The sequence below is a fragment of the Rosenbergiella metrosideri genome, assembly GCF_022602565.1.
Classification (GTDB): domain Bacteria; phylum Pseudomonadota; class Gammaproteobacteria; order Enterobacterales; family Enterobacteriaceae; genus Rosenbergiella; species Rosenbergiella metrosideri.
In genome coordinates, this window is record NZ_JALBCV010000011.1 from 1 (window position 1) to 24,102 (window position 24,102).

A 24,102-nucleotide genomic window follows, 5' to 3' on the forward strand; every position below is an offset into this window, starting at 1 on the left:
TCAAAAAACGCGGCGCACGGCTAACGATGCCGCGATTGAATTACTTAACGAATTACCGATTGGTACAGATGGCAATACGCTGAGCGATGAACAACGTGCAATTCTGGCTAAGTACACTGGCGAAGGTGGGCTACAAGGCGAGGGCGGCAGTCAGTATGAATACTACACGCCTCAGTTTATGGCCGAGGGTATTTGGGACCTAATGAAAGAGTACGGTGCGAGCGCTGGCCATGTACTTGAACCGTCAGCCGGAACGGGGATTTTCCAGGAAACTAAGCCGACTACCTCTATCATGTCGAGCGCTGAAATCTCGCCGATTTCTGGACGCATTAACAAGCTATTGCACCCCGAAGATGAAGTGAATTTAGGGGCCTTTGAGAAGTTAGCCAGCGCGGTACCGGATGGGACTTACGATCATGCCGTGGGTAACGTTCCATTTGGTGAAGGACGCTCCGGCTTTGCTCAACTGGATCCGGCTTATGCGCAAGAGAAGAACATCGGTAATTACTTTGTACTGCGTACCATCGACAAGGTTAAGCCTGGCGGTTTAGTTGTGCTAGTGGTGCCCAACGGTATGACTGACAGCACTAAGAGTAAGAAGCTACGCGATCAGGTATCACGCAAGGCTGAGTTTTTAGGCGCGCACCGTATGCCGTCCGGTACCTTTGCTGAGTCTGGCACCTCAACGGTTGTCGATGTGTGGGTCCTGCGCAAGCATACCGAAGCCCTCAAGACGATCATTGACGACAGTACCGACAAAGTATTGAAGCAAGCCAACGTTTTATGGCCGGAATTTTTAACAGGTAAATGGTTCCTGCAGGACGGTAAAAAATTCGTGCACGGGGAAATGGAACGCACCGAATATCAAAACATGCTGGTGGTCAAAAAGGATGCGCAAATCACCGATGCTGCCATGAAAACCGCGTTATCACGCCGTTTTGAGTCCCGTATTGATTATGACGCGTTAGGCACCCCCACTAGCACATTTCAAGGCGCAAAAGAAGGAGATCACCGACTGGTCTCAGGTATTTGGCATGAATTTAACGGTGAAATGTGGGTTAAGCAGACGCAAAGCGACACAACCATTGTGGATGCAACGCAATTTGGTGCGCAGAATTACGCTGAGTTAAGTGGCCGGACTTCCTCAACTGAGGGGCTATTGAGCTTTAACGCCGAGCAGCTGCAGAACATCGCGCGAAGCTACCCGAATCTTTTAACCGAGCAAGTTCATGCCGTTGTTCAATTCGCTAACTCACAGCCACCGGCTTCCCGTGAGCGCGTTTTACGGGGTGGCATGATTGGCCTTGAAATCATTAAGGGAACCGACAGGGCGGCACTAGGACAAGACTCAGCCGAAATCTTTGCCGATGCCGCGAAGCTTGTTAGTGCTGAGTTTGATCAGTATGGCCGGTGCGACACGATTAAGGCTAAAAACCTTTCCGATCCGCGCTCCCGTGCCTGGTTAGCGTTTAAGGGCAACGTTTCACCCACTGGCGAAGTCTCTGATCTCTTGTCAGGTACGCTCGATACAGAGGCGGCTGTAGGCGTTAACTTTGCGGAACCTGAGCAAGTGATCGCGCACCTCTTTAGCCAGGTAAGTTTAACGCCGGTCACGCTTGATGACTTTCGGGCAAACTTCACCGGCGAGCTGCCGGCAGATGATGACGAGGCACTGACCTACCTCGCGCAATTTAAAGAAATCGCCCTCGATGGCAACGGCAACTTACTGCCGATGACGCGCGCCACCTCCGGCGATGTACGCGGTCGTGCCAAAGACCTCTTGGCGCTGGCCGGCTCCGTGCCAGAAGGCCACCAGCAAGATAACTACCTACGCCAGATTGATGAAATCAACGCGAAACGTGGTCGTATCGAGCTGAAAAAAATCAAAATTAACCTCAATGCGCGCTGGCTTGACCGCCGACTTATCCAGGAGTTTTTAGCGGATCAGGGTTATGACCAGTTCAAGTACACCACGCCGGATCTGGATATTCAGAATGGCGAGCTCTTATCGCCAGATGGGTATGCCGGCAAAGATGGCGTATTCACCGGCTACCAGATGCGTACCGTGGTTTCACCAAAAACAGGTGAAAAAGAGTTTAAGAAGGCCACTAATGCTAACGGTTTCCTGAATCAGTTAGAAAACTACCTCAACGGCGTGAAGCCGCGCGGCTCTAATGCAGGTAAATACCTGACCAAAATCGCTGCCATGGAGGAAAGCTTTAACGAGTGGATCGCCTCTCACGCCAGCGCCGAACAGGTTGAGGATGACTACAACGATGCGTTTAACGGCTATGTGGCGTTCGCGCACTCTGATGCGAGCCTGAACCTATCCGGGATTAGTGGCAAACGCATACCAATGAGCCACCAAAACGAGGAAGTGCGCCGCTTATCAGAAGATGGCCGGGGCATAATGGGCTTTGGTACCGGACTTGGGAAAACAACAACCGGCTTAGCACTTGAAGCGTATAACTTTGAGAATGGCCGGACGAAACGCACCGCGACCGTAGTACCGAAAGCCGTCTATCAAAACTGGTACCACGAAGCGCGCGAGTTCTATTCGGATGAAGCTTTCGCCACGATGCTGTTTGTTGGCCTCGATGTGGTGACGGGGGATGACGGTAAACCATTAACCGCGCCGGTGCGTAACGAGAAAAACGAAATCGTCACGGATAAAGACGGTAATCCCGTTGTGCGTGATGTAGTTAAGGAGTCCTCAGCCGCCGATATTTTGCTACGCCTGAACCAGATCCCTACGTCTAACTGGCGAAACGTGATCCTGACTAAAGAGCAATTCGCCTCAATTCCACTGCGCCAAGAGACTATTGAGGCGAACCAACAACAAGCCGTATTCGATGCGATTGAATCTGGCCGCGTTGATATTGGTAAATCCTCGCACCGTGAAGCGAGCAAGATTAACCGCCTCAAGGACAAAGCCGCCGATACCGGCAGCGCGAAAAAGCAGAACGTACCGTATTTTGAAGACATGAATTTTGACAGTGTGATCGCCGATGAAGGCCACAACTACCGAAACTCATTCTCTGCAGGGCGTGAAGCCGGACAATTGGCCTATCTGCCGACCTCTGCAGTCTCGCAAATCTCGCGTGACATGGCGGTGAAGTCGTCTTATCTGATGAATAAGAACAATGGCCGTGGTGTAGTCATGCTGACTGCTACACCGCTCGTTAACTCCCCGATTGATGCGTTTAACATGCTTTCGCACGTTATTCCTGCAGGTGAGTGGCAAGCGATGGGCGTTTATACGCCAGATGACTTTGTTAGAGTATTCGGTGAAACAGCGACCGTGGATGTTCAGGCCATTTCAGGCGCTATCGAACAGAAACAGGGGCTAGTGGGCTTTAAAAACCTTGATGGCTTGCGTGGTATCTTCCACCGTTGGGCGTCAATCAAGACCGCTGCAGACGTTAAGGCTACCGTCAAAATACCGGACATTATCGAGAAATCCGTAGCGGTACCGATGACAGACGAGCAATCAGAAGCCTATGAGGTGCTACGTCAACGGGCGACCTTGCTCAGTAGCGGCACGTCCCTGGTTAAAATGGATGATGGCGATACAGGCGTATCAAACTCTAAGCCTGACGATGCTATTTTCTCAATTATCCGCGACATGGATAAGGTTTCACTGGATCCTGATTTATACAAAAACCAGATGCGTTTTCAGTTCAAGCCCGAAGACGCGGAAAAAGTTAAGGCAATTGTCGCTAAGTTACCGCTCTCAGCCGGTGGTAGTGATGACGAAGACGACAACGGCAGTGATAACCCTCTCAAACAGTCGAAAGAAATCACGACAACGCTTACCGATAACGGGACCTACTTAGAGCTGACAGTCAGTGTCGAGCTCGAAAAAGAGGTACTCAAGGCCATTGCTGATGCAGGAATTGATCTCAGTCAAGTTTCCCATCCAGTACCGCCTAAATACGCGGCCCTTATCGAAAACCTCAAAACCGGACTAGAAGACGGTAAGCAAATCATTTTCATTGATGAAAAGACGCAGCACGGCAAATTACAGCGCATTATCTCTCAAGCCCTGGGAATGGATGCAAGCCAGATAGGGATTATCAATGCCACAACCGTTGCAAGCGCTGGTGGACCAAAAATCAAAGCCGTTAAGCAGCCGGTGGAGCCGAAAGAGGGCAAAAACGGCTACAAAGATGGCGCGTGGGAGAAGTATTACGCGGATAAGGCTCGTTATGAGGACTATATCGCCGCGAAAAGTGATGTAAGCCTGTCTGGCATGGAAGGTATCGCCGCTGATTACAACGAAGGCCGTACCCCTATCGTTATCTGTAACAAGAAAGCGGAAGTCGGGATCAACCTTCACAAAGGGACCACGGACATTCACCATTTAACGTTCCCGTGGACACCGGCGAGTATTAACCAACGTAACGGACGTGGCGCGCGCGTGGGATCGAGTAATGAATCTGTCCGGGCGCATTACTATTGCGGCAAAGGAACCTTTGATGACTTCCGCTTAGAGACGCTGCAGCGTAAAAAAGATTGGCTGACCACGGTAATGACGTCTGACGAGTCTGAAATGGCGAACGGTGACGCCGCAAGCCATGAAGAACGTGCCGTTATGCTTGCTGCAAACCCCGAAGAACGCCGCGCAATGCTTGCCAAGCAAAAGGCTGAGCGTGAAGCGGAGCAAAAGCGCGTAGCGACTCAGAACGCGACTAATGCCCTCAATACCTACCTAAAAGCCAGTAATGCAGCTTCAAGACCGATTGAGCAGCTACAAAGTGAAGTCGATACAGCCACCAAAGCGGTAGCTGATTTAGGGGTGGATCTCGAAAGAGCGCGTGAAAACCAGACGCACTACGAGGAAGCCATGAAGGATAGCCGCACCTCGCTATCTAGCTACTACCAAGGTGAGCGCCGCAATGCGCGCCGGAAGTTCAAAGAAGTCAGCGCAAGCTTGCTAGACGCACAAGACACACTCAAGAAGGCAAACAATGCCCTTAAACGTGCGAAAAGTGCTGGTAGTGCTATCAAGCGCTCGCTCGCAGACGTGGAACGAGCTGTTAAAGATGGCGTATTAGATATTGACCAGGACGTGATTGATAATCCGGCCTCTTATACGCAGTTACCGGATGGACGCCTGGTTAAAGTCGGCAACTACTTTAAAACATCGGCCAATGAAGAAGGCGACATTACCGCCGTTGTTCGCCTAACAGCCATTTACCCGGAAAAGGGAAGCTGTAGCGTTGAGGTGATCAATATCACAAGGTCATCTGGTTATTCCTACACAAATTGGGGACCAGGCGACACGCGCAATGTGACCATGAGCAATTTAGGCGAGAAGGTCACTCTCTCAGAGAGTGATGCACAATTGCTTAAACGCGCGGCAATGGGCGTTCTTAGTACCGAGATTGCGAGTAGTTTTACCGCAAGTAAATTCGCTGAGCTCACTAAAGATGCCGGAATTAAGGTGAACGTGGTCCGTAACAGCTATTCATCCAGCGGTGCTGACTACTGGTTAGCTGATAAAGGAGGCAAGCTTGCGAGCGTTAGCATGTCCCGTGACACCCTCCAAGGGGATAACCTGCTTTACCCTGATTCGAGTAATGAGCAGTTAAAAACCCGTGTCGCTGAGTGGTACCACGATTCCAGTAATTCTAGTTATGGGCTTAAAGAGTTTCTTAAAGCGTTATATGGATCTAATTACCTAACTATCCTTCAAGGTTACGGCGCGCAAGCCACCATCAAAGACGTTGAGCCGGTTTACGATAAGTTCATCGCCAAGTGTGAGGAAAAATACCCTCAGTACGGCTCATTCTTCCACACTGACCTAGAACAAGGTAAGGCGTTCTACTTCACCAAGACCGATGCATTAAGTCGCTGGCAATACAGTATCTCTGATTACTCTGTCCGGGCAGAATTGACCGCGAAATTCTCAAACGAGAAAGAGATCACCGAGTTTATCCGTACCGTTAAAGAGGCGCGCATGAAGGCGAAAGGCGATGCCCTGGCGCAAGCCGGTGCTGAGTACGGCCAAGCTGTCATTAAGGCGATTAATACCGTGTCACAGATGCAGATAAACAGCGCGCTATCGGACATGGTAGGGGTTGGCTATTACAACCTAATCAACACGGCCAGAAACGACCAAGAGGCGATCCGCTCCGATATTCCACTGTATATCGCTACAGGGGTATTTTTCGGGGCTGTCATGCAATCAGAAGTCGATGACGCGAAAACATGGAGCGCGATTACACAGCTAGTCACTTCCACCAGCCAAACTATCAACGCTCTAAGAGCCGGTAAGTATCAAGATTCTGGCCGCGTGGAAGGTGAAGCCGACATGACCTTTGATGAATGGATTAAGGCGTTAACGGGCGAGCTAACCGATGCAGAACGCGAAACTATTAAAACCAATGCCGCTAAAGCTGCCACCGTGGCAGACCAGACGGTTGAGGCTGAGGTGGATAGCCAACAAGCAGACGGTTACACGATTAACGTTGTGAAAAATGACCTCAAAGCGAGCGTTAAGTCTAAATTCCGTGGCCGTTTCTACACGCGCACCTTAAACATTGATGCCGGTAACGGCGTGGTGCTTGTGGATGTAGGCAGTGAGCCGGTACTTAAACAGAAGGAAGTGCGAGAGCTATTAAAGACTCAATACGGCGCAATCTTTTGGGACTTCTCACAGAATCCGGTCGCCGGTAGTGACTTCAATATGCCAGCTTGGGTGATTGAAAAGAGCGTGGATCAGATACAACTAACAACCGCGATAAATCGCGTTAGAAAATAGATACAAACCTAATAATCAGGGCGGTAATATTCGCTCTGATTACAGTATAGTTATACAATATAAAATATATATAAAAGGTTAATAGAATATGACAACTTTAGTCGATACTGTAATACCACAAGAGGCATATTTAGAGGAAATATTACGAGGTGTAATGCCAGATGGTATGACCGAAAATAATTACTTGGACAGTTCACTCACTAATATTAAATCGCTGATCCTTTCGCAGCCAGAACGCTATATTGCGTATGGTCCCTGGTGGCCGGCACTAAAACAATTGATAGTCGAAAGTGGGGAATACGGACTAGGACAAAATATAGATAGTGACGTGGCAGCTATCTACTCTTACCAGCGTCCCGCCCTAACGGTTCTTTCTGCCATCATTTACAGTGCTGAGCGTCTTGTTGATCACATTGTCACCGACCCGTATCATTACCTCGATGTATCAGAAAGTGCCGATGATACAGAGCCTTATATGTATGTGAGTACAGATATTTCGATAACAAAATTCAACTTACCGACACAGGGGAGCGACCAAAAAAGTGACTAAATATAAGCGCGTTTACTGGAAGGATATTGCTGAACTTTGTGCAGCAAATGGCTCGGCAATTTTGCAGCATCCACAGTCCCGATCGATGACCTATGTAGCGAAATCAGGGCACTCTGTATGGTTAATTAATCCTGAAACAGAGAAGGTGATCAAAAAACTATCAGAATTAACGTTAAGCGAGTGGAAAGCACTAATTGACGAAACTCAATTAAATATTGAAGGGCAAATTAATAAAAATTTATAGTAATTTTAAATAATACAAGGCTACAATATTGCTTTATAACAGTATGTAACGAAATTATGACTTTACGGTTCTCAGAAGACTGGTATCAAGGCTATGTGAGTAAGAAATCGGTACCATCTAAAGCTAAAGGTACACCCAAAAAGCGAGCGAGTCGTAAAGTTGCAACGAACGTTAGTCCTCATGCTATCGCACTGGCAAAACTAGCCAAAAATCCAAGCTTAGAAGATGGAAAAGGCGAGCACTATTCGCAGGTTCGCTATTTTGATTATTTTGAGCGCTTTCACCCCGATGTGTACGACCTGATCCACGCCACGCCTAACGGTGGATATAGAACGGAAAAGGCCGGGGCAGAAATGCGAGCAGAGGGACAGAAAAAAGGGTACCCCGACATATCTTTAGACTCGGCGCAGCAAGGGTTTTACGGACTGAGGATAGAGATGAAATATGGAAAGAACAGCCTCACTGCAGAACAGAAGATTTGGCGTGAAAGGCTAGAAGGGCAGGGATATAAGTACGTTGAATGTCGTTCTACAGAAGAAGCAATTAGCGTGACACTTGATTATATGAATTTGAACTAGGGAATTTCTCTTGAAAGAAGCATCATTACAATCACAGCACGAAAACAAGACAGCTACTAATCTCACGTACTCTGAGGTGGAGTCTTTACTAAACGCTAAACATGGTAACGCTTCCTTTTACCGTGCCAGTTGGCCGAAAGGCGAGTTTTTATTCATCGAAATAAGTACCAAAGAGATCCAAGTCGTGCGTGATGGAAAGATACAAGGTCCAGCAAGGTTTATGCCGGACGATCTATTAGCAAACGATTGGATAGTTGAGGCGATGTAATTGTGCGTAGTCATTTTTTTAGCGTCACGCTGGCCGACAATGACGGCCGGATGCAGACCAGCATTATCAAGCACAGCGAACGAAACCTTACCGCGCCAGTAATTAACGCGCAGTTAGATGAGGTTAACGCTTATCAGCCTGTCATTATCGCTTCCATCAATTACCTGGGGAAAATGTCAGATCACTACTTTGAAACGGGCTTTAAAAAGCTGGTGGATCATTGGTGGTCAAAGTGGGTGATATTGCCCTCAATAGGTTTTGCGCTCGGTACCGCCGCGTATTGGCTCTCTCTATAAAGAATTCTACAAGCTCGGTTATGCCGGGCTTTTTGATGTATGCAACTTGATAAAACGGTTATAACCTTATAGATTTACGCGCAATTATTATCTAATAGAGTATTGTAGGCGTAAAATGGAACCACAAGCACAAGCAAAAACCCTCGAATTACCAGCCATCGTGCCAGGCGAAACCCCTTATACAGACGATTATTTCCAGCAAGCGGCCATGTCAGCCTTTAGCCAATTGGACATGGTGATCCACCGCTGCAAAGGTGATGACCTCAACATTAAAGCTATTCAAAACTGTAAAAGTGTTGTTGAACAGGTGATTGCCGACCTAAACGCGCGCCTAGACCATGAGGCGAGCGAATATAACGGCGTATTGGACGTGGTAGAGCAGCTGTATGACCGTCTCAAAGAGTCTTTATCTGCGATTGAGTCCCTAAAGGCGCAAGCCGCGACCGGCACTGATACATTAAGCGAACGGTTAGCTGAGGAAATCGACAAATCCGATACCCTACAAGCCAATTACGACCGATTAGAAGCCAAGTTTGAGGCGTTTCGCCACGAACACGAAAAGATGGTGATTAATAATGATCGCGTGGCCGAGGTGGCTGCCATTCAATTACGCCAAGAACGTGCGGAGTTTGCTCATTACCGTAAGGCATTGCCGGAAAGCCTAAGTAAAGACAATCAAAAGCTGCAGCAAGAGAACGCCAAGTTACGCGCTGATCGCCGCGAAGATGCTAAGGTTCGCCAGGAGATATTAACGACCAATAAAAAATTGTCGTCCGAAAATAACACTCTGCAGCGTAAGCTATCTGACACCGAAAAATCAGCGAACAATATTCAGTTACGCAATCTCAATCTTGAGCATGACATGGCTGAAATGGCCCACCACATAAACCGTATGTCCGGTACTGATGGTTATACCGAGCACACAACGAGATCAATTGCCGGCCATAATATCACTTGTCACATAAACACGTTCCATCATCAAATCCTGATGCCGTTATATGGCGACTTTACCGAGCGTGATTGTCATTACGGGGTAAATGCACATTGGCAGATTAGAACGGCCACCATGATCGATATGACGGTATTAGCGTCACCATGGGGCAGAGCAATATTCCATAAGTTGCCGCACCTGGAACAGCATTGGAACGAAGACATAACCATTGATTTAGAAGGGCGCATTGAAGCTGCCTTTGAGGTAGAAACGCCACAACTCTACAAGCGCATTAAAGCCGGAGAAGAAGCCCCACTATCAGAGCTAAACCTTTCCACGCGTACAGCCAACACGCTTATGAATAACCGTTTTGTGACGGTACGTGATGTAGCGGCGATTCTGACACCGGAATTTAAAGATATTGATGGGTGCGGTGATGCGATGACTAAAGAGATTATCAATGCGGTGATCACCTGGGAAAATAACTGGTCAGCCGAGAATGGGGCAGTTGAGGAATACCGCCGTAGCAAGCTTTCAAGCCTTAAAATGCCTAACGAGCCGAACCGCGAACAACGCCGCAAACAGAAGGCAAAGAATAAACAGTGATCAGTCGGTTTTTTTTATCTGATTTCTGCTAGACAATTATAACCGGAAAATGTATATTTTGCCTTGTGACGTCATACGGCCTCAAGCTTAGCAGTTTCATCGGAGGCGTCACAATCTGTAGTTTTAGTAGTAGGCACGTTTTTGTCGGGGTGGTGAGGTTTTTTTTATGATCCTTAAATTTTTCCTCACTACCTCGCCGAGACTAAAACATTTAATTCAATATTAGTTTATTAAATTATTACAGATACTATCACTCAGCCGCCTTTGAGCTCATGGGCATTAGGCGACTTAGGCGGCTGACTGATAGTGAATGAACGGCGCTATCGGTGTTGAACTACCTGACATACCTTTGATTGCAACATTATAAAAGACCTTTGTATCAGTAGTCTTTGCCAGCGGGAGCTAAACACTTCCGCTTTTTTTTTGCCTGAATTTACATAAGCACCTTGGAACCATGCGTAAACTCATTAAACAAGCACTCAGCCGCCTAATAGGGCGCAATAAGCACAAAGCAGTCGAATCTGAGCTATCCAGACGTATCGATATGCTGGTGGCCGATAAGCAGACACCTACCACGACCGTTGATACGAACCAGGAACCGGCAGTCGAAACAGCCCCGGAGCCTGTCGTTTATGAGCTTCCTGTAGTCCCCGTGATTAAACGCAAATCTAAGACGCGCGCGACCGCAAAAAGCATCCGTAAATCACGTAAACGTATCACTCGTAAGGGTAAGAAGTAATGGAACAGCTAAGAGCAGGTAAAGCACTACCTAAAGCCAAAGCAAAGAAAGTCTACGACACACAAGACGATGCCGTCATTTCTCGCTACTTAGGCGTAAAGGACGTTAAAGAGTGGATAAGCTGCCACAAAGAGCTTATCGACTTACTTCTAAATTCTGGCCACACGATCGACATTGACGATTCAGACGAACATTTCAACCGCGTATCAGTAGGCAAACACGGCCTTACTCTTTCTGGTAAAGGGGAATCCCTCAGAGAAGCACTGGTACACGCCACCGTGAGTTTCGTCACCTTCATGCAAGACACCGGACAATCCAAAACTGAACAGCCTCAACGCGCTCGATCAGCCATGCCATTTCATACTGCATTAAGTTGGATGATAGAAGGGCGAACAGTACGCCGCCAGGTATGGGCTAAAGAGCAATCCGTAAAGCTTGAGGCAGGATTCCTACCAAAAGACAGTGAAATCCTTTATGGACGCGTTCTAGGTGTTCCCGTTGAATATTATCAGCAGGGTGTAGAGGGTGAAGAACTCAGGCCGTTACAGGATCCAAAATTCATTATGACGTTCGGTACCAATGCAGGTGATTGGAAACCATCAACCATTGCAGTATTAGCGAGTGATTGGGAGTTAGTGTAATGAACGAAGAAAATTGGGGCGTATAAAGTGGCTCAGTATCGCAAAAAGCCTGTAGTCATTAATGCGATTCAATGGACAGGCGAAAACCTTGGCCAATGCAAAATCTTTCTTGGTGATAGCTTTGCTGGAGCATTAACCGAAAAAAGGATCGGTGGGAAAAGGGACTTATTAGTTCAAACCCTTGAAGGAAAGATGATGGCTTCAAAAGGCGATTATCTTATCCGTGGCGTACAGGGCGAATACTACCCATGTAAGCCTGATATTTTTGCTGCAACCTACGAAGCAGTAAATCAACCTAAGACCGAAGAACACGTATACAAGTGCTCCGTTTGCCTAAGAACAGTAACGTCTGAATCTCAGTTTGCGTTGAGCGATTTATATTGCCACCGATTACCTATGATCATGAGGAAGGAGACCTGTAAAGAGGGGATAAAATAGTGTCAAAGCGTCTACTTATTGATGCAGCACTACTCTTAGCAGGATTTAGCCTTATGGGCGCGTCTGTTTATCTATTCGAAACAACACTATCAATATCTGGTGCCTTTCTCACGGGGGCACTATTCACGACTGGTTTTTTTATAGCCGGTATCACTGCATTATCACTTCAATTAAAGAGCACCATCAATGAGAGTAACCCCATTTAACTGGATTTCCGCACTATACGTTTTCCCATTGGCGCTTGATTGCTACACGAAGCACGCTGTATGGGCCAGCATTTCACGCGTTCAGCTATGGTTAGCTATCGCATACGGCGCTTTATCAGTCGTTGCATACGTGGCTTACGCTATGGCCACCAAGAAAAAAGAGGGACTAATCACGCGTATTGGTAAGGCTATCTATTTTTACGCGGGCCCGTTCGCTCAGCTAATTAGGTTTACTCTGTTCTGGCGCATCGTATTTATCACCTTAATGACGTGCGTATGTATCAATAACCTATGGAATTATTCGCTGGTGGCTTTCTTATTGCTATCCCTATGGAAATGCTGGCCGGAGAAGAAGGCCAAGACGGTATAAGAGAATACCCCCAACAAGCCTTGCTCATTGCAGGGCTTTTTTTTAACCATTTTTCGGGGTAAGTGTATGTAAGTTATAGCTTTGCTCTTATTCAAAAAATCACCATTCTTATAATTCCCTTACTATTATTGTGAGGATAAGAAATGCGAAAAGTGTGTAGCTTAGAAATGGCACAGCTAATGATTGAGCAAAAGGAACCCTTAACCATCAATGAGATAATTTCGCTGGTGGTAAAACGATACCCGAACATCATAGTAGACCGTAGCCAGATAAGTAGCATGGTCCGTAATTTCGTATCTTCACGTTTTTGTACCTGCATCGCAGTTAAAGACGTCTATCCCCATAAATACCGCCTATTATCCCTTAATGGCTATACCTTCAAGATCCGCAATGATGAAGGCTTAGTGCGCGACAGCTTCCCGTTATACGTCAAATCCGGTTCCCCACGCATCGCTCGTGAATATGCCGATAAAGTTGAGAAAGAGCGCAAGGTAATGGCCTCTCAAGCGTTCCTGATTATGGGCCGCGCAAATAATGATGGCTCACACGCTCGTTACGCATAACCCATCCTCGCAAATAGCGAACCTCCTATAGTGCGCGCTTATTATCGACATACAGAGCGCACCACATGGCAAAGGTAGATTGGGACTTACATCGTGAACAATACGCACAGTTACGCGCTGAGAAGGGCATAACTGCGCGTGAGTACGCTGAGTACCATGGCCTTAACCCTAATACGGCGCGCCGCGAACTAAAGAAAGCCGTCCTCAATGCTGAGGAAGTTGGCGTTATTCGTGATCAGAATAGTGATCAAAACAATGATCAAAAACGTGATCATAACCGTGATCAAAAGCGTAAAAAGGGCAAAAGTGATCACAATTCCGGTGACGCAGCCGCCAAGGGAAAAGGGCGAAAATCCAGTGATAGCAAGGTTTCAGGCGGTGATAGCGATTCAAGCGGAAGCGAAAACACGCCGCTTTCAAAGTCGCGCAAGAAAGATAACGCCAAAACCCAAAACGCGAAAATGATCACAAATGGCGAGGGTAAGGGCGAGCTGGTCCACGTTAAGAAGCCACGCGGCGAAGGTCGCCGTCACAAGCCTGGCAACGAAACGAGTATTAAAACTGGCGAACATGCCACGCCACGCCAGCAAGATTACATCGCCGCTGATGAAATGATGGAGCAAAGCATAGAAGCACTGGCCACCCAGGCGCTACGCGAATCCATTGCTCACATGCACTTAATAAAACGCTCCGTATCCCACGCCGTAGAGATATTGGACCAAGAAATTGAGGCCATCGAGCACCCGAATCCGGAAGATGACCTGGATCCATTCGGTACCCACCCGACCATTAAGAAAGCCAAGCTATTGATGGATGTTGGCTACCTACACATCGCGCATAACAACATGCTTAGCGGCGTGATAACCAGTACAAACAAGGTCGATTTAGAGGACCGTAAAGTTACCCTGGCAGAAGCCAAGGCCGCTAACCTCGATGTTTCCGCGAATATCGTCAAACAGGCTATCGAATTTAGGGACAAACACGGTTGGTCAGACATTCAAACCGCCGAATATATTGAAACCTTTGGCGTGAAGGTCCCAGCCTCACTCATGGCCCGTGCAGCGAAAGCCATTGCCGATATTGAGCCAGAAGTAGACGACACCGGCACCGTTGACGAGGCTCAGTTAGATGCTGAGGCGCGTGCTTATGCACTCTCGAAGATTGAAGCTGCAAACTTTGTTCATAAGCGCCGTCAAGAGGTAGCTGCCCTGACTGATACGCTTGGCCTTGGCGATCACGATAGTACCGGCGAGCGTAAAGCCGGTGAGTTTGAGGAAGGGGAATCTGACCTCGATATAGACTATGAAGCCACCAGCGACCTATACGGCGAGGATATACCGCCAGCCATAGCCATAGAAGGCGATGACGAGTGAGCGGTGCGCATAAGGTAAAATCCGTCACAACGGATCCCCGTTGGAGAGACCTCGTTAGGCAGTACCGCTACAATTGGGCTGAGGCTATCGTTCTGCTATTCGGTATGACGCCGACCTGGCAGCAAGATGAAATCATTGACTCAGTACAAGAGACAGGAAGCCGTACAACGGTAACGTCTGGACACGGTACGGGTAAATCATCCCTTACGGCCATGATGCTACTTATCTACATGATCATGTTCCCTGATGCCCGTGTCGTTCTGGTGGCCAACAAAATCGCCCAGGTGCGCACCGGTGTATTCAAATACGTGAAAATGTTTTGGGGTAATGCGATAAAGCGCCACCCCTGGCTACAAAACTACTTTGTCCTCACTGATACAATGTTTTATGAGCGTTCACGTAAAGGGATATGGGAGGTTTTGTGTAAAGGCTATAGGCAAGGTAACGAGGAATCGCTTGCAGGTGAACACGCCGCGCATATCCTGCTAATTCTCGATGAAGCGTCCGGTATCTCTGATAAAGCCCAAAGTATTATGCGTGGTGCGCTGACAGAAGTAGATAACCGCATGTTAATGCTCTCTCAGCCCACACGGCCAACCGGCTATTTCTACGAATCCCATCATAACCTGGCTAAGTCACCTGATAACCCACACGGGATCTGGACGGCTATCTGCTTAAACAGTGAAGAAGCGCCTCACGTTACTATGCAGTTCATCAAAGAAAAATTGATGGAGTACGGCGGTCGGGACTCCCTTGAGTACATGGTGAAGGTTTTAGGGCGCTTCCCTGACGTTATCAACGGCTTCCTGCTTGGCCGTGACGAGATAGATCGTGCAGCGCGCCGTAAAGTGTACTTAGAGCGTGAATGGGGATGGATAGCCACCGCTGACGTGGGGAACGGTCGTGATAAGTCGGTCCTTAATATCTGTAAGGTGTCTGGCCGGCGTAATAAGCGGCGTGTCGTAAACCACAAAATGCTAGAAATGCCCGGAACAATGAAGCCAAAAGAGTTTGCGCACTTCATTGCTCAGGAATGTACCCAGGAGCGTTACCCGAATATTCGTATCGCGGTCGATAGTGATGGCATCGGTGCGGCCACTGCAGATGAACTTCAATCTATGGGGATCTCCGTTACTCGTATCAGATGGGGCAAACCGATGTTTGCGAAGGTCGATAAAGAGCGCTTTGTGAGCCAACGTGCGTTCGCTAACTTTGCGGTAAGGGATGCTATTCAATCTGGCCGTCTGCGTCCTGACAGCTCACAGGCAACGGCTGAGCAGGGTTCTAAGATACCTTTTATGATGAATGAGTCCGGCCAACTCTGCATGATTAAGAAAGAAGTCATGCGTAATAAGATGAATATCAAGTCACCGGATAGGTGGGACACCTATTGCTTTATGTGGCTGGTGGATTATGTACCGGCATCGGAAGCGATGGGCGAAGATGTTGAGGACTTACGGAATAAGGCGGCTGAGGTGCTAGAAGTAGAGGGCTTAGAAATTTAAGCCCTCAGAGTGACGTTATTTCTTTTTAGGAAACAAGTCTTGATACAGGGGGATCCCTTGGTCAATGAGCTCCTGGCGGCGCTTGTTGACTGTTTTAGGGTAATAGCCGGTCGCTAGTTCATCGTCATACAGGTAACGCGCGCGAATATCGACAATGCTTTTCAGGTCGAATTCTGCAGTATCACGTAAACGTTCAACGAGGATGTAGTCTTGCTCAATGAGCCACTTACGGATCGGGCGTAGTGCGTTAGCGTTCGCAATATACGTATTGTATTTCTCGGTACCACGATACTTGCGGCGCGCCTCTTTCTCGCGTTTTTCCCAGCCATTACGCATTGATACGTCATTGCGTTGGACTAAGCGGTAGGCTTCACGGAACTGACGCTCAAATTCAACATCATCAACACGGTATAGCTCGCCTTGGTCCAATACGGAACATGGCAGAGGTGCTATACGGTCATACACTGAACGCTGATCTGAACTCTGAACGTCACGGAAACTAATATCATCCTTTGTCATCGTTTCAGAGAAGAACAGCGCGCCGTGCGCACCGATCTGAGCGCGTTCCGGGGAAAGGTCTGCTCCTGGACTATGTAGGTATGTTAGCTCAGTAAAGCCCGTTGCACGTAAGCGGTATAGGGTGCCTTCCGGTTCGCCCAGGAAGAAATCACGCTCTTGTTTTAGGTAATCAATAAATTTGACTGCAGCAGTGACTTTAGAAAAGCGAGCGATAGTCGAGTCGTAACGAGACAGTAATGATTCACGAGGATGCACAAATGATGTACTAGCCGGGCGGCGGATTATCTCAAGCTCTTTTTTTACCTTTACGATATATGGAACAGGTAAGTAAGTTTCTTTTAGTATTGTTGATTTACTCCCCTGTGCTTGCTTGTTGAATACGTCTGCGAAGCGCTGCCAATCGGCGACGATTCGCTCTGCTTTTTCAAGTAAGTTAGGGTCATTAATCAGGCCCACAAACCGGAAAGGAATACCTCTGGTGTCGGTGTCAGAGTAGATAAGAGCATCTTTAATAAGGGTTTCCCACTCAGCATGTACGCTGCGAAAGTCGCGGTACATTTCCTCGAATTTTTTATCAGTAAAGGTAGCCATTTTACGCCTTTAGGCAAAAGAGAAAAAAGTAACAATTACGGTAAGAATATATTATAAGGAATCTAAAATAAATTTATTTCTTTATGCTAATTGTAATACAGATTAAACGAAAATCGTTTGCTTTCAAGGTTTAGAATAATCCTAAAATTTCTTTGAAAATGTTTTATAAATAATTGGTAATGTTAACGTTAATGTAAGTCCCTAATAACCAGAGGATTACAAAAAAAACTAATCATATCAATGCTTATACTGTTTTGAACACTCTTTAGGCTGCTAAGATCTGCAACATCTAAAGCATTATAATGGAGCAACATAATAACAATGCTAATATAATCCAGATTTCTGTATAGCATGTAATTTATCGTGATAACTTAATTGTACAATTAATAAAATTAACCCTAAGAAGCAATTATATACATAGCGTTACAACTGTCTTACTTAAGTGATCAGGTGTTGCAATGCACTTAGGAATGATCATGTAAATGAAACGGTAAAAATTCGTGATCAAAATGACCAATCCTTTTCCGCTTTCCCTCAAAAACACCACCAGCACTGAGCTATTGAGAAAATAATCAGAAAATGATAACTTTAGATAATAACAGTTATATAAAGTTATAGTGTGATCACTGGATAGATGTACACTTGATTTTGATCACCAACTATGGCAGGGATTTTTGACGCGTTTACGTGAAAAGTTACGGGTTTCTACCCCCAACATAAATAAAGATTCACGTAGCGTTACCAAACGGGAAATAGAATAAATTATGAGCCAATTACCTACAATTCGTACAATTAACATGCCGGCGCACTTATCCCATGTCACGGCCGAGGATGTTGAGAGCAATTTACGGAATTTCTTTAGAGATAAAGAAGGATTCTCGCCTAACACACTCAAGAGTCTATTAAGCGGTGCAAAATTGTACGCGAACTGGTGTGTTGAGCGTGGCCATAGTTGGCTACCCGTTGATCCTGATAACTGCCGTGAGTATTTAATATGGATGAAAGACGTTAAAGGCAATTCTATTAATACTGTTAGGACGCGTCTTGCCATGTTGAATATGCTGATGAAAATATCTGGCTTGCCGGCTGTAAGCATGGATAGTGTTGTGAGCTTAGGGATGAAAAAGCTAAACCGTGTCGCGGCGACCAGTGGTGAGCGCGTAGGCCAGGCGGTGCCGTTTCACCTTGCCGATCTGCAGGTGGCCGACAGGCTCTATAAGCAATTAGGAACCGAGTCGGCATTGAGGAACCGCGCATTTTTGTTTGTGGCCTACAACACCATGTTGCGTATGTCCGAGATCGGGCGACTACGAGTGCGTGACCTGCAGATAAACGGTGACAACGTAACGTTATTCGTGGCCTATACTAAAACCAATACCGTGACCGAAACCATTAAGCAGCTGTCAGAGAAAACCGTTAGCGCCCTTTTTGATTGGCTCAAGGCGTCTGGCCTCAGTGCGCACCCGGATGCGATGATGTTTTCCCAGGTATATAAAAACGGTAAAGCTAAGATAGCTGATAAGCCAATGAGTAGTGTGGCCATAGAGCAAATCTATAAAGACACTTGGCAATTGATGGGTAAAGATGATGAACCGGCGAATAAAGGTCGCTATGCGCAATGGTCCGGCCATAGCTGCCGCGTTGGTGCCGCTCAAGACCTGAATACGACAGGTGCATCACTGCCTCAAATCATGGCCGAAGGTGGTTGGAAGAACACGGAAACTGTTATGCGCTATATGCGTAACTCAGGATCGATCGTGAGTGCCGTTACTGAAATGATGAAATTTTAAAAATATAATAAAGTTATAACCCTCTCTTGATTAATTTATAGTTTACATACAGAATCCCCGTCATGTTGATGGGGATTTTTTATGGCTGATAATCAGGTATTTGATACTCGTAAAATGGAAATTGACGGCTATACCGTTACTTTCACTGCCGGGATCAAGTCTGGTCGCCCTCTCGTTGTTTTCGGTATTTATACCAACGACAGCACAATCCCACTCGTCACATTAGAAAAAGACTATCCGAGCATCCAGAACGCCATCGGCTACACCATGGCCGTGACTGAGAAAGCCGGAAGAAAACTATTAGAATATTATTTATCGAATTTTGCCGATGTTGTGACGCGCGTTTCTAGCGCTATGAACAGCACGAAGATTACGCCGACACCACGGAACCCAAGAAATAATGCTTACTACAAACCATAAATGGTTGTTAGGTACGCCATTTATTTGCGCCTCTTACCCTGATGTGGCCCTGAAAATCATTGGGGAACTCTCCCAGGCTGGATTGGCCGGATTGGATAGATGGGGAATTACTGCAAAATGCGAGGGTATTTCTCCGCATAAAATTAGGATCTCGATTAACCAATTGGAATCATACGGCGTCATTGATTGCGACACGCGTAACTACACGTTGGCACTCTCTGATTACCGTTCCTGCATCATTGATAAGTTTAATTCTACCCAGGCGCGGTTACTGAGTTTCATTACTCGCCATCGCAATGGAAAAGCTGCTACCGCTGGCGAAATTCACGCGCATTACCTGCTAGAACGCTCACAGCTGCAACCGGCAGCTCGCAGACTTGAAGCTAACGGGTACATTACGATCACCCTATCTAATGACCCAGGCACCCGAAGTAAACTGATTTATCAGTTAAAAGACCTAACCGCTAAAACGGTTGGGGCTCTGCTCGACTTGCAATACCCATAAACTAATAATCTAATAGCGAGATAGTTATGCAATATTTAATTACACCAGAAATCAAAATTGAATTAGAAGCAGAAACGGGCATTACCATGCGTGATTTATCACGAATGATGCTGATTCTTGGCGATCACAAACTGATTAAACAAGAAGAAGGTTATGACGTTTTTGCTAACATCAACGATATTGATACTACTAAGCTGGTGGTTGTTCTTGACCCTAATTTAGATGGCGAAGCGTTAGCAAAAGAGCATGAAGGTATCCTTTACTCCCCATTACACGATAACGCCCTGGCACACGCTTTAATGCGCAAGTTCAAACTGCAGTTAACGCCTATCGTGACTATCAACGGCAACCTAAGCCCATCTTGGAAAGCTGAGCGTATGGGTACATTCATGTCCTTGGATCAGCAATACACCGGGCTGTTATCACCAGAAAACGAGCCGCTGGCATACGTACACCGTGACGCGATTACCGCAATTGGTATCTGTGCAATGATGGCAGTCGGTATTGGCCGTACAACCTTCATCACGTTTAATGAAGCCGGTAACGCGAGCCTGTTATACATGGCACATGAAAACGTACCAACCCTCTTCAACAAAGGATTAGGCCGTACTATCTTCCCTGCTCCTGACCTGGACCAGTACAACGTTGTTGGCGTTCCAGCTGATATTCTGGATGCGGCGATCGCTAAAGCACGTACCGAACTGGAAGCGGCTAAGGCGCAAGATGACACGCCAGCGGCTAATGTTCAAGATGCTGATCCGGCACCGACTGCAGAAGATAACAAAGATGATGCACCGGCACCGGTAATTGAACCTGCACCAGTTGCGCCTGTTAACCCTGCTCCGGTCATTGAGCCTGTAGCAGCTGCGCCAGTAGTTGAGCCAGCACCGGCACCGGCACCAGCTGCGCCGAGCGTAGAGTCTTCCCCATCTGTGGATTCATCCTCAGCACCATCTGACAGCATGTAATTGCCACCCCTCAGATAGAACAAAGCCCGATCATTGTCGGGCTTTTTTCGTTAGTCGATAACCTTTTCTACACTGGCTTCCAGATTAGCGCGCCATTCTTTATCACGGTAACTCAGCCGCATAGTGATTGATGGCCGTCCTTGTTTATGTAACCAGGCCATAGCGCCCATGCACTGATGTTCGTTGCCTGTTTCCTCATATTCGCCCATTTCACACTCTTCACCGTCCAGTGTCTTGTGGCATAGGAACCCTGAGAAATCGTCCTCTAACAATCCCTGTTTGATGCTTTCCATGCGATCGGGGTGCAAGGTGTGACTGATGGACTTCTCAGAGTCCAGAAAAGGACAGTTACCGCATGGCCGTGCTAATCCCATATTAGACATTAACGCCCCCTATTTTCGCCTGGTATGTCATGCGCGCCATTTCAGCGCTGTAATTTAAGCAGTTACCGATAAGGCGTGACGTTGTGACGGTACCGAGATCCCAAGATGGCTTAATGGGTAGATTGGCGATCATAAGGTAACTAGGGGCCATTTCGTCACTGCGCTGGCCCATCTTAGCAATGACTTTATTACGGATCAGGTTCCAGATTATCGCTTGTGCCAGTGAGACAGGTTTCTTGTTGTCTTTTAGGTAGGCGCGCACTTGTTTATTGGTCACGATAACGTTTTGGCTGTGTGCTTCCACGAACCCCTCAGACAGTTGGTTGATGGCTTGTACCCGTGCTTTTCCTTTTAACACTACTTTCTTGCTGGTGGTCATAACGGCCTCAAAACTATTTCTCAATACTATTTTAATCTATTAGATAATTATAGTATTGATATATTGCACGAGGCAATATATTATTGCCTCACTTTCCGGTAACGCAGTAACGACTATGAATACTGATTACGCCGCTAAGCTCGAAAAAGCGAGGCAGCAACAGGAAAGAGCAAGAGAACGTCAAAAGGCCAAACAGAGTAACCCTGAATACCAGGCGAAAGTGAAGGCTAAGGCTCAAGCAAGAGCCAGCAAAGCAGTAGAAAAGCAACGGCAAAAACTCTCCGACCCCGTGTATATAGCGAAACAGAGAGAAAAACAGAGAAAGGCTATTGAGCGGCGGTTAGAAGTAGCCAAAACGAAAAAGCCCGAATCTAAGCCACCAGCGGCGCGCAAGTCAGGGACTAAAATCGCTTATCGAGAACGGTCCACAAGCACTGATGAAAAACGCTTATGGGATGAACTAGGCCAATTACCTTGTGTAGCTTGCCTGGAACACGGGAAAGAAAGACACCCCGTAGCAATTCATCACATGAGGGGGCGTACGTCTGAAAATTGCCATAAATTTGTAATCCCTTTATGCGACTGGCATCACGACACGCCAGCACCAAAAGAAGTGGTTGCATTGCACGAGTGGATGATACCGCGACATGCGAAAGGCTCTTTAGGTGGTAAGCCAGCGTTTGAAGCGGCTAACGCAAAAGAAACTGATTTGATGCTGACCGCTTACACAATGATCGGTCGGCGTGAAGAAGCCTTAAAACTTCTTGCTCTTTAACAATATGACCTGTTAAATTCGCCCCGTCTTGGGGTATTAACGAATCCCGAAGGCATCACGTCAATGGTGGCGTGTTAGTACGCTCACGCGTACCAAGGTCGTGCTTGTCCTTGGGGTTCCAACTAACACGCCGCCACCAAATTAGATTGGACCTCTAATTAATGACGGCTTAAACAATGAGACAAGCACATGAAAATGACTCAATGTAAAAAGCAATCCCTTTATGTATGGCGCTTTGGTACAACTCGTATTGATGACGAGCGCGAAACAATCAAACCTCAAACCGTTATCGCTCGTACCGAGCATGAAGCCCGTAGCTCTCTCGATGATTATATTTGCTATTTTTCTGGCAAGCGCCCTGCTTCACCGGATGAAATCAGCACATATCAATGATCATCACCAGGCCGCAATGCGCGGCCTTTTTTGATCGAGCTAAACATCTTGTTTCCAGGGTGCTTAACTCGATTAAAACAGTAAGAGAGCTACCCATGGCTAAAATCAATACCCATCACCCTGACTACTTATCCGCTGATCGCGTTCGCCAGGCATTGCAAATGGCCGGAATTAAGCCGGTAAGCGGCTGTAAGTATGCGCATGAGTACCGGATTAACGGTTGTGGTTATCACTATCACATCCACTACTACGTTAAGACGCCTGAACAAGCGCAATACACTCCTGCAGTAATGGTTATTCACCCTTTCAGATTGGACCAACTGCAACACGTATTCGATAAGGTACCGGATGCCGTTCTGTGTAAGGCTGATTTAAGTACCTCTTTCTTAAAACTTGCACCTTATGAGGGAACGAACTCACGGATCGGCTATAGCGTTGTCTTTAAAAAACATCGCGCGGTCGCAGACTTCCTTAAAGAGCTACGTTCAGCGTTAAAGGCTGGCATTGTGACTGACGAGATAGAGCCTACCCTTACAGAAGGACAGGCATTTATTAGTTGCCACTAACAGCGAGGTTACGTTGTGCGTGTATCAAAACAGCAGTACCAATTAATTGTGGCGTTCGCCTCAGCAATCCCTTGTGAACTTAAACCACCCGAAGGTACGCCGGCGCTGGTGGACAGCTCAGGCTTTTACTATGGCGATGGCATCACCCGACATGAAAGAGCGATATTGCAGCTATTTAAGGCTCGCATACTGGACTGTCACGGCGATGAAGACGATTACACGGTTAGGCTGGTGGATAGGGATGGCTTCTTACTCTCGTTTAAGGCCGGTGCGCGTGAAGCGGCTAACGGTAATGGGATCGGCTACATAGATTACAGCGATTGCCCTATGGCGTTTATGGCTGGCTATGAGCACTGGCATAACCGCCAGAAGAAGAACACACGACCTTATAGCGAACAAGATTTTGATGTTTGTCACGGCTTTATTAGTGCTGACACCGGTAATGAATGGCTCCAACTATAACAATCCGTCAAAAGGAGTAAAAAGATGGCTAAGAAATCAACTAAAACCAAAACGCACATGATTACTCTCGTAAGTGAAAAAGGCAGAAAGCGCGTCAAGGTTCACGAAACCGCTACATCGTGGGTAGTTGGCGTAAATGAAGGTTACTGTAAGCAAACAGGACGCCGTAACGCGTGTCCCACCAGCTACCGTCGCTTATTGATCGACACATTGACTGAGATCGTCGTGTTAGAGCCACTGCGCGTTTGTGCATAAAATCACTGGAATTTGACTCAGG

Annotated in this window: 27 protein-coding genes; 24 read left to right on the forward strand and 3 right to left on the reverse strand. The window is 47.1% G+C overall.

Annotated features, from left to right (window positions below; translation table 11 throughout):
• From MKR94_RS11225 to MKR94_RS11295, 15 genes are all read left to right on the forward strand, one after another.
• A partial coding sequence (locus tag MKR94_RS11225; protein WP_241646978.1) for a helicase-related protein occupies positions 1–6,766 on the forward strand: 6,766 nt, incomplete at its 5' end.
• A gap of 88 nt (positions 6,767–6,854) precedes the next feature.
• The gene (locus MKR94_RS11230; protein ID WP_241646979.1) at positions 6,855–7,316 is read left to right on the forward strand and encodes an olxA; all 462 of its coding nucleotides are present in this window, start codon (positions 6,855–6,857) and stop codon (positions 7,314–7,316) included.
• Complete coding sequence (locus MKR94_RS11235) at positions 7,309–7,560, forward strand: hypothetical protein (RefSeq protein ID WP_241646980.1); 252 nt, start codon at positions 7,309–7,311, stop codon at positions 7,558–7,560. Before MKR94_RS11230 ends, MKR94_RS11235 begins: the two co-directional genes overlap by 8 nt.
• Before the next feature lie 56 nt (positions 7,561–7,616).
• Complete coding sequence (locus MKR94_RS11240; protein ID WP_241646981.1) at positions 7,617–8,138, forward strand: VRR-NUC domain-containing protein; 522 nt, start codon at positions 7,617–7,619, stop codon at positions 8,136–8,138.
• A gap of 76 nt (positions 8,139–8,214) precedes the next feature.
• Complete coding sequence (locus MKR94_RS11245; RefSeq protein WP_241646982.1) at positions 8,215–8,406, forward strand: hypothetical protein; 192 nt, start codon at positions 8,215–8,217, stop codon at positions 8,404–8,406.
• A 2-nt stretch (positions 8,407–8,408) separates the two neighbouring features.
• Positions 8,409–8,702, forward strand: coding sequence for a hypothetical protein (locus MKR94_RS11250; protein WP_241646983.1), 294 nt, complete (start codon positions 8,409–8,411; stop codon positions 8,700–8,702).
• A 115-nt stretch (positions 8,703–8,817) separates the two neighbouring features.
• On the forward strand, positions 8,818–10,239 hold the full coding sequence (locus MKR94_RS11255; protein WP_241646984.1) for a hypothetical protein: 1,422 nt from the start codon (positions 8,818–8,820) through the stop codon (positions 10,237–10,239).
• Between the two features lie 454 nt (positions 10,240–10,693).
• Positions 10,694–10,978 carry a hypothetical protein gene (locus MKR94_RS11260; protein ID WP_241646985.1) on the forward strand — a complete coding sequence of 95 codons (285 nt, stop codon included), beginning with the start codon at positions 10,694–10,696 and terminating at the stop codon, positions 10,976–10,978.
• Complete coding sequence (locus MKR94_RS11265; RefSeq protein ID WP_241646986.1) at positions 10,978–11,619, forward strand: Thoeris anti-defense Tad2 family protein; 642 nt, start codon at positions 10,978–10,980, stop codon at positions 11,617–11,619. Before MKR94_RS11260 ends, MKR94_RS11265 begins: the two co-directional genes overlap by 1 nt.
• 27 nt (positions 11,620–11,646) lie before the next feature.
• Positions 11,647–12,057 (forward strand): hypothetical protein, encoded by a 411-nt coding sequence (locus tag MKR94_RS11270; RefSeq protein ID WP_241646987.1) that lies wholly within the window; start codon positions 11,647–11,649, stop codon positions 12,055–12,057.
• The gene (locus tag MKR94_RS11275) at positions 12,057–12,263 is read left to right on the forward strand and encodes a hypothetical protein (RefSeq protein WP_241646988.1); all 207 of its coding nucleotides are present in this window, start codon (positions 12,057–12,059) and stop codon (positions 12,261–12,263) included. Before MKR94_RS11270 ends, MKR94_RS11275 begins: the two co-directional genes overlap by 1 nt.
• A 291-nt stretch (positions 12,264–12,554) precedes the next feature.
• Positions 12,555–12,695, forward strand: a complete 141-nt coding sequence (locus MKR94_RS11280) for a hypothetical protein (protein ID WP_241646989.1) — start codon at positions 12,555–12,557, stop codon at positions 12,693–12,695.
• Positions 12,696–12,776: 81 nt separating this feature from the next.
• Positions 12,777–13,196, forward strand: a complete 420-nt coding sequence (locus tag MKR94_RS11285) for a hypothetical protein (RefSeq protein WP_241646990.1) — start codon at positions 12,777–12,779, stop codon at positions 13,194–13,196.
• A 65-nt stretch (positions 13,197–13,261) separates the two neighbouring features.
• Positions 13,262–14,569: a hypothetical protein gene (locus tag MKR94_RS11290; RefSeq protein ID WP_241646991.1), complete on the forward strand. Its 1,308-nt coding sequence runs from the start codon at positions 13,262–13,264 to the stop codon at positions 14,567–14,569.
• Entirely contained in the window at positions 14,566–16,074 is a 1,509-nt protein-coding gene (locus tag MKR94_RS11295) for a terminase (protein WP_241646992.1), read from the forward strand. Before MKR94_RS11290 ends, MKR94_RS11295 begins: the two co-directional genes overlap by 4 nt.
• Positions 16,075–16,089: 15 nt before the next feature.
• Here the strand turns inward: MKR94_RS11295 and MKR94_RS11300 are convergent, their stop codons facing one another.
• The gene (locus MKR94_RS11300; protein ID WP_241646993.1) at positions 16,090–17,184 is read right to left on the reverse strand and encodes a hypothetical protein; all 1,095 of its coding nucleotides are present in this window, start codon (positions 17,182–17,184) and stop codon (positions 16,090–16,092) included.
• Between the two features lie 764 nt (positions 17,185–17,948).
• On the opposite strand from MKR94_RS11300, the gene MKR94_RS11305 reads away from it, so the two are divergent.
• From MKR94_RS11305 to MKR94_RS11320, 4 genes are all read left to right on the forward strand, one after another.
• Positions 17,949–18,974 carry a tyrosine-type recombinase/integrase gene (locus tag MKR94_RS11305; RefSeq protein WP_241646994.1) on the forward strand — a complete coding sequence of 342 codons (1,026 nt, stop codon included), beginning with the start codon at positions 17,949–17,951 and terminating at the stop codon, positions 18,972–18,974.
• 81 nt (positions 18,975–19,055) lie between these two features.
• On the forward strand, positions 19,056–19,394 hold the full coding sequence (locus MKR94_RS11310; protein WP_241646995.1) for a hypothetical protein: 339 nt from the start codon (positions 19,056–19,058) through the stop codon (positions 19,392–19,394).
• A complete protein-coding gene (locus MKR94_RS11315) occupies positions 19,375–19,899 on the forward strand; it encodes a hypothetical protein (RefSeq protein WP_241646996.1) in 525 nt (174 codons plus the stop codon). Before MKR94_RS11310 ends, MKR94_RS11315 begins: the two co-directional genes overlap by 20 nt.
• Positions 19,900–19,925: 26 nt before the next feature.
• Positions 19,926–20,867 carry a hypothetical protein gene (locus tag MKR94_RS11320; protein ID WP_241646997.1) on the forward strand — a complete coding sequence of 314 codons (942 nt, stop codon included), beginning with the start codon at positions 19,926–19,928 and terminating at the stop codon, positions 20,865–20,867.
• A 50-nt stretch (positions 20,868–20,917) separates the two neighbouring features.
• On the opposite strand, the gene MKR94_RS11325 is transcribed toward MKR94_RS11320, so the two are convergent.
• Together MKR94_RS11325 and MKR94_RS11330 are read right to left on the reverse strand one after the other, a co-directional pair.
• Positions 20,918–21,250 (reverse strand): hypothetical protein, encoded by a 333-nt coding sequence (locus tag MKR94_RS11325; RefSeq protein ID WP_241646998.1) that lies wholly within the window; start codon positions 21,248–21,250, stop codon positions 20,918–20,920.
• A complete protein-coding gene (locus MKR94_RS11330) occupies positions 21,243–21,629 on the reverse strand; it encodes a hypothetical protein (RefSeq protein ID WP_241646999.1) in 387 nt (128 codons plus the stop codon). Before MKR94_RS11330 ends, MKR94_RS11325 begins: the two co-directional genes overlap by 8 nt.
• Before the next feature lie 115 nt (positions 21,630–21,744).
• On the opposite strand from MKR94_RS11330, the gene MKR94_RS11335 reads away from it, so the two are divergent.
• The 5 genes from MKR94_RS11335 to MKR94_RS11355 all read left to right on the forward strand — a co-directional run bounded on the left by MKR94_RS11335 (position 21,745) and on the right by MKR94_RS11355 (position 24,080).
• A complete protein-coding gene (locus MKR94_RS11335; protein WP_241647000.1) occupies positions 21,745–22,404 on the forward strand; it encodes a Ref family recombination enhancement nuclease in 660 nt (219 codons plus the stop codon).
• Positions 22,405–22,593: 189 nt separating this feature from the next.
• Positions 22,594–22,797 (forward strand): host cell division inhibitor Icd-like protein, encoded by a 204-nt coding sequence (locus tag MKR94_RS11340; RefSeq protein WP_241647001.1) that lies wholly within the window; start codon positions 22,594–22,596, stop codon positions 22,795–22,797.
• Positions 22,798–22,892: 95 nt separating this feature from the next.
• A complete protein-coding gene (locus MKR94_RS11345; protein WP_241647002.1) occupies positions 22,893–23,363 on the forward strand; it encodes a hypothetical protein in 471 nt (156 codons plus the stop codon).
• Positions 23,364–23,378: 15 nt separating this feature from the next.
• Positions 23,379–23,825 carry a hypothetical protein gene (locus tag MKR94_RS11350; protein ID WP_241647003.1) on the forward strand — a complete coding sequence of 149 codons (447 nt, stop codon included), beginning with the start codon at positions 23,379–23,381 and terminating at the stop codon, positions 23,823–23,825.
• A 24-nt stretch (positions 23,826–23,849) separates the two neighbouring features.
• Positions 23,850–24,080: a hypothetical protein gene (locus MKR94_RS11355; RefSeq protein WP_099823708.1), complete on the forward strand. Its 231-nt coding sequence runs from the start codon at positions 23,850–23,852 to the stop codon at positions 24,078–24,080.
• The last annotated feature ends 22 nt before the right edge of the window (positions 24,081–24,102 follow it).

Excerpts from the sequence above, each read along its gene's own strand:
- MKR94_RS11335 (WP_241647000.1), top strand. The coding sequence starts at position 21,745 with ATGAATACTGATTACGCCGCTAAGCTCGAAAAAGCGAGGCAGCAACAG.
- MKR94_RS11320 (WP_241646997.1), top strand. The coding sequence starts at position 19,926 with ATGCAATATTTAATTACACCAGAAATCAAAATTGAATTAGAAGCAGAA.
- MKR94_RS11300 (WP_241646993.1), bottom strand. The coding sequence starts at position 17,184 with ATGGCTACCTTTACTGATAAAAAATTCGAGGAAATGTACCGCGACTTT.
- MKR94_RS11255 (WP_241646984.1), top strand. The coding sequence starts at position 8,818 with ATGGAACCACAAGCACAAGCAAAAACCCTCGAATTACCAGCCATCGTG.
- MKR94_RS11240 (WP_241646981.1), top strand. The coding sequence starts at position 7,617 with ATGACTTTACGGTTCTCAGAAGACTGGTATCAAGGCTATGTGAGTAAG.
- MKR94_RS11230 (WP_241646979.1), top strand. The coding sequence starts at position 6,855 with ATGACAACTTTAGTCGATACTGTAATACCACAAGAGGCATATTTAGAG.
- MKR94_RS11345 (WP_241647002.1), top strand. The coding sequence starts at position 22,893 with ATGGCTAAAATCAATACCCATCACCCTGACTACTTATCCGCTGATCGC.
- MKR94_RS11265 (WP_241646986.1), top strand. The coding sequence starts at position 10,978 with ATGGAACAGCTAAGAGCAGGTAAAGCACTACCTAAAGCCAAAGCAAAG.
- MKR94_RS11325 (WP_241646998.1), bottom strand. The coding sequence starts at position 21,250 with ATGTCTAATATGGGATTAGCACGGCCATGCGGTAACTGTCCTTTTCTG.
- MKR94_RS11330 (WP_241646999.1), bottom strand. The coding sequence starts at position 21,629 with ATGACCACCAGCAAGAAAGTAGTGTTAAAAGGAAAAGCACGGGTACAA.
- MKR94_RS11315 (WP_241646996.1), top strand. The coding sequence starts at position 19,375 with ATGCTTACTACAAACCATAAATGGTTGTTAGGTACGCCATTTATTTGC.
- MKR94_RS11285 (WP_241646990.1), top strand. The coding sequence starts at position 12,777 with ATGCGAAAAGTGTGTAGCTTAGAAATGGCACAGCTAATGATTGAGCAA.
- MKR94_RS11280 (WP_241646989.1), top strand. The coding sequence starts at position 12,555 with ATGGAATTATTCGCTGGTGGCTTTCTTATTGCTATCCCTATGGAAATG.
- MKR94_RS11310 (WP_241646995.1), top strand. The coding sequence starts at position 19,056 with ATGGCTGATAATCAGGTATTTGATACTCGTAAAATGGAAATTGACGGC.
- MKR94_RS11305 (WP_241646994.1), top strand. The coding sequence starts at position 17,949 with ATGAGCCAATTACCTACAATTCGTACAATTAACATGCCGGCGCACTTA.
- MKR94_RS11260 (WP_241646985.1), top strand. The coding sequence starts at position 10,694 with ATGCGTAAACTCATTAAACAAGCACTCAGCCGCCTAATAGGGCGCAAT.
- MKR94_RS11290 (WP_241646991.1), top strand. The coding sequence starts at position 13,262 with ATGGCAAAGGTAGATTGGGACTTACATCGTGAACAATACGCACAGTTA.
- MKR94_RS11340 (WP_241647001.1), top strand. The coding sequence starts at position 22,594 with ATGAAAATGACTCAATGTAAAAAGCAATCCCTTTATGTATGGCGCTTT.
- MKR94_RS11355 (WP_099823708.1), top strand. The coding sequence starts at position 23,850 with ATGGCTAAGAAATCAACTAAAACCAAAACGCACATGATTACTCTCGTA.